At 71.3% G+C, this 12,443-nt stretch carries 14 protein-coding genes; 10 read left to right on the forward strand and 4 right to left on the reverse strand.

Going from position 1 to position 12,443, the window contains the following annotated elements; translation table 11 throughout:
• Positions 1 to 3: 3 nt before the first annotated feature.
• The 4 genes from uraH to BEK98_RS04540 form a co-directional block, all read right to left on the reverse strand.
• Positions 4 to 396, reverse strand: coding sequence for a hydroxyisourate hydrolase (gene uraH / locus BEK98_RS04525; RefSeq protein WP_094215037.1), 393 nt, complete (start codon positions 394 to 396; stop codon positions 4 to 6).
• Positions 397 to 400: 4 nt separating this feature from the next.
• Positions 401 to 913: a 2-oxo-4-hydroxy-4-carboxy-5-ureidoimidazoline decarboxylase gene (gene uraD, locus BEK98_RS04530; RefSeq protein ID WP_094215038.1), complete on the reverse strand. Its 513-nt coding sequence runs from the start codon at positions 911 to 913 to the stop codon at positions 401 to 403.
• A gap of 126 nt (positions 914 to 1,039) precedes the next feature.
• Positions 1,040 to 1,408 carry a helix-turn-helix domain-containing protein gene (locus BEK98_RS04535; protein WP_094215039.1) on the reverse strand — a complete coding sequence of 123 codons (369 nt, stop codon included), beginning with the start codon at positions 1,406 to 1,408 and terminating at the stop codon, positions 1,040 to 1,042.
• Positions 1,405 to 1,653 (reverse strand): YkoF family thiamine-binding protein, encoded by a 249-nt coding sequence (locus tag BEK98_RS04540; RefSeq protein WP_094215040.1) that lies wholly within the window; start codon positions 1,651 to 1,653, stop codon positions 1,405 to 1,407. The genes BEK98_RS04535 and BEK98_RS04540 overlap by 4 nt, the downstream gene beginning before the upstream one ends.
• A 330-nt stretch (positions 1,654 to 1,983) precedes the next feature.
• Between BEK98_RS04540 and BEK98_RS04545 the strand changes: the two genes are divergently transcribed.
• From BEK98_RS04545 to BEK98_RS04590, 10 genes are all read left to right on the forward strand, one after another.
• A complete protein-coding gene (locus BEK98_RS04545; protein ID WP_094215076.1) occupies positions 1,984 to 2,952 on the forward strand; it encodes a lytic transglycosylase domain-containing protein in 969 nt (322 codons plus the stop codon).
• Between the two features lie 100 nt (positions 2,953 to 3,052).
• Positions 3,053 to 4,045, forward strand: a complete 993-nt coding sequence (locus tag BEK98_RS04550; RefSeq protein WP_094215041.1) for an RNA polymerase sigma factor — start codon at positions 3,053 to 3,055, stop codon at positions 4,043 to 4,045.
• Positions 4,046 to 4,168: 123 nt separating this feature from the next.
• Entirely contained in the window at positions 4,169 to 5,098 is a 930-nt protein-coding gene (locus tag BEK98_RS04555; RefSeq protein WP_094215042.1) for an ABC transporter ATP-binding protein, read from the forward strand.
• Entirely contained in the window at positions 5,095 to 5,865 is a 771-nt protein-coding gene (locus BEK98_RS04560) for an MlaE family ABC transporter permease (protein ID WP_094215043.1), read from the forward strand. Before BEK98_RS04555 ends, BEK98_RS04560 begins: the two co-directional genes overlap by 4 nt.
• 3 nt (positions 5,866 to 5,868) lie before the next feature.
• Positions 5,869 to 6,684: an MlaE family ABC transporter permease gene (locus BEK98_RS04565; RefSeq protein WP_094215044.1), complete on the forward strand. Its 816-nt coding sequence runs from the start codon at positions 5,869 to 5,871 to the stop codon at positions 6,682 to 6,684.
• A gap of 5 nt (positions 6,685 to 6,689) precedes the next feature.
• Positions 6,690 to 7,946 carry an MCE family protein gene (locus BEK98_RS04570; RefSeq protein ID WP_208643000.1) on the forward strand — a complete coding sequence of 419 codons (1,257 nt, stop codon included), beginning with the start codon at positions 6,690 to 6,692 and terminating at the stop codon, positions 7,944 to 7,946.
• Complete coding sequence (locus BEK98_RS04575; RefSeq protein ID WP_094215046.1) at positions 7,943 to 8,983, forward strand: MCE family protein; 1,041 nt, start codon at positions 7,943 to 7,945, stop codon at positions 8,981 to 8,983. Before BEK98_RS04570 ends, BEK98_RS04575 begins: the two co-directional genes overlap by 4 nt.
• A gap of 203 nt (positions 8,984 to 9,186) precedes the next feature.
• Positions 9,187 to 10,218, forward strand: coding sequence for an MCE family protein (locus BEK98_RS04580; protein WP_425276585.1), 1,032 nt, complete (start codon positions 9,187 to 9,189; stop codon positions 10,216 to 10,218).
• Positions 10,215 to 11,324, forward strand: coding sequence for an MCE family protein (locus tag BEK98_RS04585; protein ID WP_208643001.1), 1,110 nt, complete (start codon positions 10,215 to 10,217; stop codon positions 11,322 to 11,324). Before BEK98_RS04580 ends, BEK98_RS04585 begins: the two co-directional genes overlap by 4 nt.
• On the forward strand, positions 11,321 to 12,443 hold a 1,123-nt coding region (locus BEK98_RS04590; RefSeq protein ID WP_094215079.1), incomplete at its 3' end, for an MCE family protein. The genes BEK98_RS04585 and BEK98_RS04590, both read left to right, overlap by 4 nt.

The raw sequence follows: 12,443 nt of genomic DNA on the forward strand, positions 1-12,443 counted from the left end.
TAGCTAGCTCCCTCGGTAAACGGAGTAGCCGAACGGGTTGAGCAGCAGCGGCACGTGGTAGTGCTCCCCGGGGTTGACGGCGAAAGTGATCGCCACCTCGGGGAAGAACACGTCACCGCTGTCCCGATTCGCGGGGGCGTCCTGCTGCGCATCGGCTTGCTTCTTCTCGAAATACGTCTCGACGGCGAAGTCGAGCCGTACGTGTGTCGTCCCCTCCGGCAGGTCCGGAAGGTCCTTGCACCGGCCGTCCGCGTCGGTCGCGGAGCCTCCGAGCGCCTGCCACTCCGCGTCCCGGCCGCTGCGGGCGGAAAGCTGGATGGCGACGCCCTCGGCGGGGCGGCCGACGGAGGTGTCCAGGATGTGCGTGGACACGGAGGCGGTGGTGCTGGTGCTCATGGTCTCAGGCGTCCTCTTCGACGAGTCGGGCCAGTCGGATGCGGTTGATCTTGCCCAGCTCGGTGCGGACGATCTCCCGCTCCTGCTCCGGCGAGTTCCCGATCCGCTCCTTGACCGCGTCCCGCATCTGCTCGCCGGTCCGGCCGGTGGCGCAGATGAGGAAGACGTGGCCGAACTTGTCCTGGTAGGCCAGGTTCAGTTCGAGCATCTCCGTCTTCAGCTCCTCGGCGGCGCCGGCCATGCCGGCCTGCTCCCGGGCGGAGGTCGGGTCGCCGGGCTTGGGGCGGCCGATCGGCGCGTGGCCGGCCATCGCCTCCTCCAGGTCCGCGGTGCTCAGCTCGGCCATGGCGGCGTCGCTGGCGGCGTACAGGTCGTCGGCGGTGGTGTACGGGCGGGCGGCGAGCAGCCGCCGGCCCCACTCGCTGGAGGCGCACGCCTCGTGGAGGTCGGCAAGTGCCGCGTGCTCCTCCAGGACGTTGAACCGGGCCAGGCCCGGGGGCGTGGAAGTCGTAGTCACGGGGGCCTCCGTGGCCGGAAACGGCCGTCGTGCTGAACGGGCTGCGAACAGCTAACGCCCTCCGAAACACGACGTCAACACTTTGTTGAAAATTCCGGGTAACACAACTGATCCCGCGGCGCGGGCTCAGGCACCCTTCTCCCGGTTCAGGTAGTTGTAGACCGTGAAGCGGCTGACGCCCAGCGCGCTCGCCACGGTCTCCACCCCGTGCCGCACGGCGAAGGCGCCCCGTGCCTCCAGTATGCGCACGACCTCCTGCTTGGCCTTGCGGTCCAGGTCGGCCAGCGGCCGGCCCTGGCGGCGCTCCATGGCGGCCAGGATGTGGTCGAGGGAGTCGGCGAGCTGGGGCAGGCGTACGGCGACGACGTCGACGCCCTCCCAGGTGAGGACGACGTCCTCGGGGCCGGCCTCGTCGGGCGGGAGCATGTCCCCGCCCATGGCGTCGACCAGCGGCTTCACGGCCGTGATGAAGGGCTCGTCCCCGGTACCGGTCATTCGCCCGCTCCGATCACGTTGACCTGCAGCGAGATCCGGGTGGCACCGGCTTCCAGGGTCCTGCGCAGCAGTGCGTCCACGGCGGTCAGCACCGCGTCGGCGCCGCCCTCCGCCGTGTTGCCGAACGGGCCGACGTCCACCGCGTCCAGCTCCGCCGCCTCGATCACCTCGCGGGCCGCCAGCGCGTGCGCGGGCGCCTCGTCCAGGTCGAAGGGCTCGGTCGTGAACTCCACTCTCAGTCGCACTGTGCCCCCATGGCATCTGCTCCGACCCGCGCGTTCCGCCAGGTCCGCGGCGCTGGGGGTCGGACCGCCCCGGCCGCTTGGGGAGACCTTAACGGACACGTGTGCCGAGCCGGGGTCCCGAGCAGGTCCGGCTTCCCGCGACCTTCCTGCCGGCCTTCCCGCGACCTTCCTACGACCTGTCGCGACTTCCCGCGACTTCCCGCGACGGACGGGCCGCCCGCCCGCGTAGAGCAGGGGACGGAAGCCGCACAGGGAGGGGACCACGAGGTGCGCACATTCGGGTCGGGCGTGTTCAGAGGCGCCAGGGGTACGGCGGTCGCGGCGGCGGCGATGGCCGCGCTGACCGCGTCCCAGGCGCCGGGGGCGGTGTCGGCGTCGCAGGCCGTGGAGCCCGTGCCGAAGCCGGCACCCGCCGAGCACGGCCCCAGCGTGTCCGGCGACACCCCCTACCGCACCGATCTGCCCCCGCTGCGGCCCCGCAAGGCGGCCTCGGCCCAGGGAGCGCCGGGCGGCGCCCTGCCCGCGACCGTGTTCGCCGCCTACCGGCGCGCCGAGGCGGAGCTGGCCCGCACCGCGCCCGGCTGCCGGCTGCGCTGGCAGCTGCTGGCCGCGATCGGCCAGGTGGAGTCCGGGCAGGCACGGGGCGGCCGGGTGACCCCGGACGGTACGACCGTGACGCCGATCCTCGGGCCCCGGCTGACCGGCGGTGCCTACGCCGTCGTCCCCGACACCGACGGCGGGGCCTACGACGGGGACGCGGCGTACGACCGCGCGGTCGGCCCGATGCAGTTCATCCCGTCGACCTGGGCCCACTGGGGCGCGGACGGCAACGGGGACGGGCACGCGGACCCGGACAACGTCTACGACGCGGCGCTCGCCGCCGGACGCTATCTGTGCGCCGGCGGCCGGGACCTCTCGAACCCCGCCGACCTGGACCGGGCGATCCTCGGCTACAACCACTCGGACGCCTATCTGCGCACGGTCCGGGCCTGGTACGCGTACTACCTGACCGGACACCGGGTGGTGCCGGACGCGTCCGGCGCGTCCCGGGACCGGCCGAAGCCGTCCCGTCCGAAGACCCCGAAACCCTCGCCGAAGCCGTCCGAGGACCGCAAGCCGGGCCCGGGCCCCTCGCGCACGCCGCCGGCACCGCCCGCCTCGCCCTCCGCCTCCCCGTCCCGTACGCCCGACGTCCCGAAGGCGTCGGAGACTCCACTGGTCCCCCTCCCCCGGCCGACCCTCACGCTGCCCGGCGGCGGCGTACTGCCCGACCCCGGCCCACTGACCAGCAACGGCTAGAACACGATGCGTCTCGGCCCCTCCACAACCGCGGATACTCGGCGGTAATGTCGCCACCCGCCGGAAGCACCGACCGGTGGGTGAGCGCGAAGGGGCCCTCATGGCGACGGACATGCCTGCGGACATACAGGCCGCCGACGAGCGTTGGCAGCGCATGTGGAGCCACCGCGAGCAGTTGCTCAAGGTGGCCCGGCGCCGGTCGATGAGCCCGGAGGACGCCGAGGACGCCGTCCATGAGGCGATGCTGCGCGCCGCCGAGCGCCCGGAACTCGACGACGAGCGCCTCGGCGCCTGGCTGACCACCGTGACGATGCGGCTGTGCGTCGACCGGCACCGGCAGGTCAACCGGGAAGCCGAGGTCGGGGGCAGCCCCACGCTCCACGCACCGGGCCCCGTGCCGGTCGAGGAGGCGGTGTGCGACCGGGCCGAGGCGAAGTGGGTGGCCGTCCGCAGCGGGGAGCTGCCCGCCCGGCAGGCGGAGGCCCTGCGGCTGAGGTCCGAGGATCTGGACGTGAGCCAGGTCGCCGTGCGGATGGGGCTCAGCTACCGGACGGTCGAGTCGCTGCTGGCCCGGGCCCGGCGGACGCTGCGCGCCTCGCTGGCCGGGACGCTCGGGGTGGTGCTGTTCCTGCTCGGACGCGGACGGCCGCGCGGGGCGGGGAAGGCCCAGGCCGTGGCGGTCACCTCGACCGCGGCGACCCTGGCGGTGGCGGGGTTCGTGCTGCCGTACGCGCTCGACGGGGGCGGTGGGACGGGTGCTCCGGCTCCACGGCCTGCCGTGTCCAGCGGGGCGCAGGTCCTCCGGACGGACAGCACCCGGCAGGTGCGCTCTCCGGAGACGCCCGGGCCGGCGGCGACGGCGGCCCCGAGCCGGGCGGCGACTCGGCCACCCGCTGACCGATCCGTCGTACCGCTCTCCGTGCCGCCTCTGCCGGAGGTCTCGTCGCCTCCGCTTCCCGAGCTGCCGGTGGAGTCGGCGGTGCCGTCGCTCCCCTCGGTACCAACGCTCCCCTCGGTCACGGGCGCTCCCGCCGTGCCGTCCGTTCCCGTCGCCGTACCCACGCCTTCCTTGAAGCTGCCGAAGCTGCCGTAGCCGAGCTGCCGTAACCCCCCGTCAACGCGTCCGAAAAAAATCTTGCGTCCGTCGCGACGGACGCCCCGCCCCTCCCCGTAGAGCAGATGTCGGAGCTGCTCCACGGGCGAAGGGTGGGACCGGATGGGTGTCGAGATCTGTGTGGAAGGGCTGACCAAGTCCTTCGGTCACCAGGTCATCTGGCAGGACGTCTCGCTGACGCTGCCCGCCGGCGAGGTGTCGGTGATGCTCGGTCCCTCCGGGACGGGCAAGTCGGTGTTCCTCAAGACGCTCGTCGGACTGCTGAAGCCGGAGCGCGGGTCGGTCAGGGTCGCGGGCCGGGACATCACCCGGCTGCGCGAGCACGACCTGTACGAGGTGCGGAAGCTGTTCGGCGTGCTGTTCCAGGACGGCGCGCTGTTCGGCTCGATGAACCTGTACGACAACATCGCCTTCCCGCTGCGCGAGCACACCCGCAAGTCCGAGAGCGAGATCCGGCGGATCGTGCTGGAGAAGATGGACATGGTCGGGCTGATCGGCGCCGAGGGGAAGTTGCCCGGCGAGATCTCCGGCGGTATGCGCAAGCGGGCCGGGCTCGCCCGCGCCCTGGTGCTCGACCCGGAGATCATCCTCTTCGACGAGCCGGACTCGGGCCTCGACCCGGTGCGCGTGGCCTACCTCAACCAGCTCATCGTCGACCTCAACGCGCAGATCGACGCGACCTTCCTGATCGTCACGCACGACATCGCCTCGGCCCGCCAGGTCCCGGACAACATCGGGCTGCTGTTCCGCCGTGAGCTGGTGATGTTCGGGCCCCGCGAGGACCTGCTGACCAGCAACGAGCCCGTCGTACGGCAGTTCCTGAACGGCCGGATGCAGGGGCCGATCGGCATGGCGGAGGAGAAGGACGCGGCGCAGGTCCAGCAGGAGCTGGCGCAGATCGACGAGCGCGGCCCGGCCGAGGGCCTTCCTCCCCGTCTGCTGCCGAGCCCCGGCATCACCCGCCCGCCCCGCTGGGAGGCGATCGCGAGACGGGAGGCCGGGCTGCGCTGGGAGGAGGTGAGCGGCGCATGAGTCTCTCCCCGACAGGCGCGCTGCGGCACTCGGGCAACCTGTTCGCGATGGCGCTGGACGTCGTCCGGACCCTGCCCCGACGGCCCTTCCAGGCAAGGGAGTTCATCCAGCAGGCCTGGTTCGTGGCGAGCGTCACCATCCTGCCGACGGCTCTGGTGTCGATCCCCTTCGGGGCCGTCATCGCCCTCCAGATCGGCAGCCTGACCCGGCAGTTGGGCGCGCAGTCCTTCTCCGGTGCGGCATCCGTGCTCGCGGTCCTGCGCGAGGCCTCGCCGATCGTCACCGCGCTGCTCATCGCGGGCGCGGGCGGCACGGCGATCTGCGCGGACCTCGGGGCCCGGAAGATCCGGGACGAGATCGACGCGATGCAGGTGCTGGGCATCGACCCGATCCACCGGCTCGTCGTACCGCGCGTGCTGGCCTCGATGGTCGTGGCCGTGCTGCTCAACGGCCTGGTGTCCGTGGTCGGAGTGGCCGGCGGCTACTTCTTCAACGTCGTTCTGCAGAACGGCACTCCGGGCGCCTACCTCGCCTCCTTCACCACCCTCGCCCAGCTCTCCGACCTGTGGGCGGCCGAGTTCAAGGCGCTGGTGTTCGGGGCCATCGCGGCGATCGTCGCCTCGTACAAGGGGCTGACCGCGAAGGGCGGGCCGAAGGGCGTGGGCGACGCCGTGAACCAGTCGGTGGTGATCACCTTCATGTTGCTGTTCGTGACGAACTTCGTGATGACCGCGGTGTACTTCCAGATCGTCCCGCAGAGGGGTTAGCCGATGCGACCACTCGAACGCCCCCTGCGCTCCCTCGAAGAGCTGGGCACCCAACTCTCCTTCTACGGCCGCTCATTGGCGTGGACGGGCCGCACCCTGCGCCGCTACAAGAAGGAGATCCTGCGGCTGCTGGCCGAGGTCAGCTTCGGGCGCGGTGCGCTCGCCGTCGTCGGCGGCACGGTCGGCGTCATCGCCTTCCTCTCCTTCTTCACCGGCACCGAGGTCGGCCTCCAGGGCTACGCGGCCCTCAACCAGCTCGGCACCTCCAACTTCGTGGCGTTCCTCTCGGCGTACTTCAACACCCGGGAGATCGCCCCGCTGGTGGCCGGGCTCGCCCTGTCCGCGACGGTCGGCGCCGGCTTCACCGCGCAGCTCGGCGCGATGCGGATCAGCGAAGAGACCGACGCGCTGGAGGTGATGGGCGTGCCCTCGCTGCCGTTCCTGGTGACGACGCGGATGATCGCCGGCTTCGTCGCCGTGATCCCGCTGTACGTCGTAGGGCTGCTGTCCTCGTACCTGGCCGCCCGCACCATCACCACCGGCTACTACGGGCAGTCGACGGGCACGTACGACCACTACTTCCACCAGTACCTGCCGCCCGTCGACGTGCTGTGGTCCTTCGGCAAGGTGATCGTCTTCGCCGTGCTGATCATCCTGGTGCACTGCTACTACGGCTACTACGCGAGCGGCGGTCCGGCGGGAGTCGGCGTCGCGGTGGGGCGTGCGGTGCGGACGTCGATCGTCGCCATCAACGTCCTGGACTTCTTCCTGAGCCTCGCGATCTGGGGCGCCAACACGACCGTACGGATCGCGGGGTGAGGCCGGTGAGAGTGCTGAGACTCAGGTTGTACGGCATCGCGTTCATCGCCGTACTCGCGCTGCTGCTGTCGCTCGCGGTGGCCGTGTACCAGCAGGCGTTCACGTCCGTCGTGCGCATCACCCTGCAGGCCGACAGCCTCGGCAACCAGCTCGATCCACGGGCCGACGTCAAGCTGCGCGGACTGCTGGTCGGCGAGGTGCGCGAGGTGCACGCGGACGGCACGAAGGCCACGCTCGACATCGCGCTCAAGCCCCAGTACGTCGCGTACATCCCCTCGGACGTGCACGCGCGGCTGCTGCCCAAGACGCTGTTCGGCGAGAAGTACGTGGACCTGGTGGCGCCCGCGCGCTCTGCGCAGTCGTCGGTTCGGCCGATCCGCGCCGGGGACGTCATCACCCAGGACCGCACACAGGTCGGCATCGAGGTGCAGCAGCTGATGAACGACCTGCTGCCGCTGCTGCGGACCGTCCGGCCGGGCGAACTCAACGCCACCCTCTCGGCGTTCGCCACCGCGCTGGAGGGCCGCGGCGACCGTATCGGTGACAACCTCACCCGGGTCGAGGGCTATCTGCGCCGCCTCAACCCGCACCTGCCGTCGCTCCAGGAGGACATCGCGCGGTTCGCCGATGTCGCCGAGGTGTACGGCGACGCCGCGCCCGACCTGATGCGGATCCTGCACAACACGGTCACCACCAGCCGGACCATCGTCGAGCAGAAGGACCGGCTGGCCGCCGCGCTGCGGACGACCGCCACGGTCGCGGGCACCGCGGACGACTTCCTCGCCCAGAACGGCGACCGGCTGATCACCCTCGGCCGGATCTCCCGCCCCACGCTGGAGCTGTTCGCCCGCTACTCCCCCGAGTACCCGTGCCTGTTGCAGGGCCTGGTCCGGCAGGAGAAGGCGTCGGAGGACGCGTTCCGGGGCGGCGAGATGCGGATCACCCTCGAGGTCGTACGGCCGCAGGCCGCGTACCGGCCCGGCGAGGAGCCGGTCTACGGCGAGCGGTCGGGGCCGAACTGCCGGGGCCTGCCGCATCCGCAGGTGCCCGGCCCGAAACCCCATCTCAACGACGGTACGTCGGCCGGAAGTCCGGGCGGCGCGCTCCCCGGAGGTGTCGACGTGTCCGCCACCGCGGCCGAGCAGCGGGCCGTCGGCTCGCTCGTGGCCCCTGTCATGGGCGTCCCCGCGGACGAGGTGCCGCCCGTCGCGACCCTGCTGTTCGGGCCGCTGGCCCGCGGGACGGCGGTGAGCGTCGCATGAGGACCGCAGGAGCCCGGCAGACCGCCGCCCCGCTCATCAAGTTCAGCCTCTTCGCGCTGGTCACGATCGCGGCGACGGCCCTGCTCGCCGCGACCATCGTCAACATCTCCTTCACTCCGAAGGACACGTACCACGCGGTCTTCAGCGACGTCACCGGGCTGGAGACCGGCGACGACATCCGGGTGGCCGGGGTGCGGGTCGGGGAGGTCGAGGGCATCCGGATCAAGGACCGGACGCTGGCCGAGGTCACCTTCACCGTCACCGCGGACCGCCCGCTGCCGGCCGGCACCCACGCGGTCGTCCGCTACCGGAACCTGGTCGGGCAGCGGTACATCGCGCTCACCGAGGGCGTGGGCGACAGCACCCTCCGGCTGCGGCCGGGCGGCACCATCCCGCTGTCCCGGACCCAGCCGGCGCTCGACCTCAACGCGCTGCTGGGCGGCTTCAAGCCGCTGTTCGCCGCGCTCAGCCCGAACGACGTCAACCAGCTCGCCACCGAGATCATCCAGACCCTGCAGGGCGAGGGCGGCACGGTGAACAGCCTGCTCGCGCACACGGCCTCGCTCACCACGACCCTCGCCGACCGGGACGAGCTGATCGGCTCGGTGATCGACAACCTCAACACCGTGCTGGGGACGCTAGACAAGCGCGGTGCCCGCTTCTCCGGGCTGCTCAAGCAGTTGCGGCGGGTCATCTCCGGGCTGTCCGCCGACCGCAAGCCCATCGGGGACTCCCTGGTGAACATCGGCGCCCTCGCCGACGCCACCTCCGGGCTGCTGAAGGACGCGCGCCCGCCGCTGAAGGACGACATCGCCGGGCTGACCGACCTGACCGGAACGCTGAACGACAACGAGAAGACCGTGGAGGGCGTGCTGAAGCGGCTGCCGAACAAGCTCGACGAGCTGACCGGGACGGCGTCCTACGGCTCGTGGTTCAACTTCTACCTCTGCGACTTCGACGGCCGGATCGTGCTGCCGAAGACCAAGAAGGTGCTCACACCCGAGATGCACGTGGCACGGGCGAGGTGCGGCGGATGAGCCTGCGTCCCCTGGGGCGGCGAGGCCGCCCCGAGCCCCTGGTGAAGGTGCGCGTCCTGCCACCGCGGCTGCCGAAGCTCCCCCGGCGGCCGAAGCGCACTCCCCACCCCGAACCTCTGGTGAAAGTGCGCGTCCTGCCGCCCCAGCTGCCGAAGCTCCCCGGGCGGACGAAGCGCACGCCCCGCCCCGAACCCCTCGTAAAAGTGCGCGTCCTGCCGCCCAGACTGCCCCGGATCCGGCTGAAGCGCCCCCGGCTCAAGCCCTTCCGTGAGCGCAACCCGCTCGTCGTGGGCGCTGTCGGGCTGACCGTCCTCGCGCTGCTGACCGTCGCCGCGTTCAACGCCGACAGCCTGCCGCTGATCGGCGGCGGCGACACGTACAGCGCGGACTTCTCGGAGGCGGGCGGGCTCAAGCCGGGCGACGAGGTGCGGATCGCCGGGGTCAAGGTCGGCAAGGTCGAGGACGTCGACCTGGCCGGCGACCACGTCAAGGTGACCTTCAAGGTCAAGGGCGACCCGGCGTTCGGCACCGACACCGGCGCGTCGATCCGGGTCAAGACCATCCTCGGCGCGAAGTACCTGGCCCTGCACCCGAAGGGGCCGGGCCGGTTGAAGCCCGGCAGCGAGATCCCGCTCCGGCGGACCGTGTCGGCGTACGACGTCGTCCAGGCCTTCAGCGATCTCACGACCACCACCGAGGAGGTCGACACGGACCGCCTCGCGAAGGCGCTGGACACGATCTCCGCCACCTTCCAGGACTCGCCCGAGGAAGTGCGGGCGTCGATCAAGGGACTGTCGAGGATCTCCAGGACCGTCGCCTCCCGCGACAAGGCGTTGCGCGACCTGCTCGACCACGCGAACGGAGTCACCAAGGTGCTCGCCGGCCACACGAAGGACTTCTCCGCGCTGGTGACGGACGGGAACGCGCTGTTCAAGGAGATCAGCAAGCGGCGCACGGCGATCCACAACCTCCTCAAGAGCAGCGCCCTGCTCGGTATCGAACTCTCCGGCCTGGTCGAGGACAACCGGAAGGAGATCGGGCCGGCCCTGAAGAACCTCGACACCTTCGTGCAGATGCTCGAACGCAACCAGGCGAGCCTCGACCGGAGCGTCAAGCTGCTCGCGCCCTACGTGCGGCTCTTCACCAACACCCTGGGCAACGGCCGCTGGTTCGACTCGTACGTGCAGAACCTGGTCGCCGCCCCGGTCACGCCACGGACGGGAGGCACCCGATGACCCGCAGACTCCTGGCGCTGTTCACCGCACTCGCGGTCGTGGTCGGGCTCGCCGTCCTCCTGTGGCCGCACCCCGACCCCGTCCGCGTCACGGCGTACTTCCCGCGCACCGTCGGCATCTACCCCGGTTCCGACGTCCGCGTCCTCGGCGTCCGCATCGGCGAGGTCAAGCGGATCACGCCGGAGGGCGGCCGGGTGCGGGTGGAGCTGGAGTACGAGCAGGGGCGCAAGGTCCCGGCGGACGCGCAGGCCGCCATCATCAACTCCTCGGTGGTCAGCGACCGTTATGTGCAGCTGCTGCCGGTGTACCGGAAGGGCCCGGCGCTGCGGGACGGCGACGTCATCCCCGAGTCCCGTACCGCCGTCCCCGTCGAGCTGGACCGGATCTTCGACAGCCTGCACACCACGGCCGAGGCGCTCGGCCCGAACGGCGCCAACAAGAAGGGCTCGCTGTCGCGGCTGCTCGGGGTGAGCGCGGACAACCTCCGGGGCCAGGGCGAGAACCTCAACCAGACGGTCGAGGACCTCTCGCAGGCGGTCACCACGCTGTCCGACGGCCGCGGCGACCTGTTCGGCACCGTGCGCAACCTCCAGGTGTTCACGGCCGCGCTGGCGGCGGACGACCAGAGCGTGCGGTCGTTCAACACCAGCCTCGCCGAGGTGGCCGCGCAGCTGGCCGGGGAGCGCAAGGACCTCGCGGCGGCGCTGCAGAACCTCGGCGCGGCCCTCGGCGACGTGTCCGACTTCGTGAAGCACAACAAGAAGGCGCTGACCTCGGACGTGCGGGGGCTCAGCAAGGTCACCAAGGTCCTGGTCACCCAACGGGCCGCACTGGAGGAGCTGTTGGACGTCGCCCCCACCGGCCTGTCGAACCTGCAGAACGCCTACAACCCCGCCGCCGGCACCCTCGACACCCGCAACAACGCGCAGACACCGCAGGACCCGGCATCCCTGCTCTGTTCGCTCCTGAGGACGACCGGGGACGACCACGGCAACTGCGCGGAGCTGAAGAAGCTCTTCGACTCCCTGCCCAAGGTGCCGACGGCCCCGTCCTCGACGGGCACGGTCGACAAGACCCTCGGCGGAATCCTGGGGGCCCGGGCATGAGTGTGCTGCGCAAGGGCCGGGTGGCCGCCTGGACGGCGGTCGGTTCGCTGCTGCTGACCGGCTGCGAGTTCAACGGCTGGTACGACGTCCCGCTCCCCGGAGGCGCCGCCGCGGACGGCCGCGCGTACCACGTCACGGTCGAGTTCAGGGACGTCATGGATCTGGTGCCGCAGTCGGCGGTCAAGGTCGACAACGTCACCGTGGGCGCGGTGGAGAAGGTGGAGCTGGACGGCTGGCACGCGCGCGTGCGGCTGCGGATCGCCGACACGGTGAAGCTGCCCGGCAACGCGGTCGCCGAGCTGCGGCAGACGAGCATGCTCGGCGAGAAGTACGTGGCGCTGTCCCCGCCGGCCGGCACGCAGCCCGTCGGCCGGCTCCGCGACGGCGACCGCATCCCGCTGTCCCGCAGCGGCCGCAACCCGGACGTCGAAGAGGTGCTGTCCGCCCTGTCCGCGCTCCTCAACGGCGGCGGGGTGGCCCAGCTCAAGACGATCACCGTCGAGCTGAACAAGGCCCTGGACGGCCGCGAGAGCCGGGTCAGGTCCCTGCTCAAGGAACTCGACACCTTCCTCGGGGGCCTCGACGACCAGCGGGCGGACATCGTCCGCGCGCTCAAGGGCGTCGACCGGCTGGCCGAGCGGCTGAAGAAGGAGAAGAGGACGATCGCCGAGGCCGTCGACACCATGCCGCCCGCCCTGAAGGTCCTCGCCGACCAGCGCCGCGACCTGACCAAGATGCTCACCGGCCTGTCCCGGCTCGGCAAGACCGGCACCAAGGTCGTGAACGCCTCGCGGGACGACACCGTCGCCAACCTCAGGCAGCTCCGGCCCATCCTGCAGCAGCTGAACAAGGCGGGCGACGATCTGCCCAACTCCCTTGAGCTGCTGACCACTTACCCGTTCCCGCGCAACGTGGTGGACGCCGTCAAGGGCGACTACGTCAACCTGAAGATCACCGCCGACCTGGACCTGGCGGGCATCTACGGCAACGTCACCGACAAGCCGGGCAAGGGCAGGAGCACCCCGGCGCCCGGGATCCCGGACCTGCCGAGCGTCCCCACCCCCACCCCCCTCCCGTCCACCCCGTCCCTGCCGGACACCCCGTCCGTGCCCCCTGTCC

This window comes from Streptomyces diastatochromogenes (assembly GCF_002242805.1).
Taxonomy (GTDB): Bacteria; Actinomycetota; Actinomycetes; order Streptomycetales; family Streptomycetaceae; genus Streptomyces; species Streptomyces diastatochromogenes.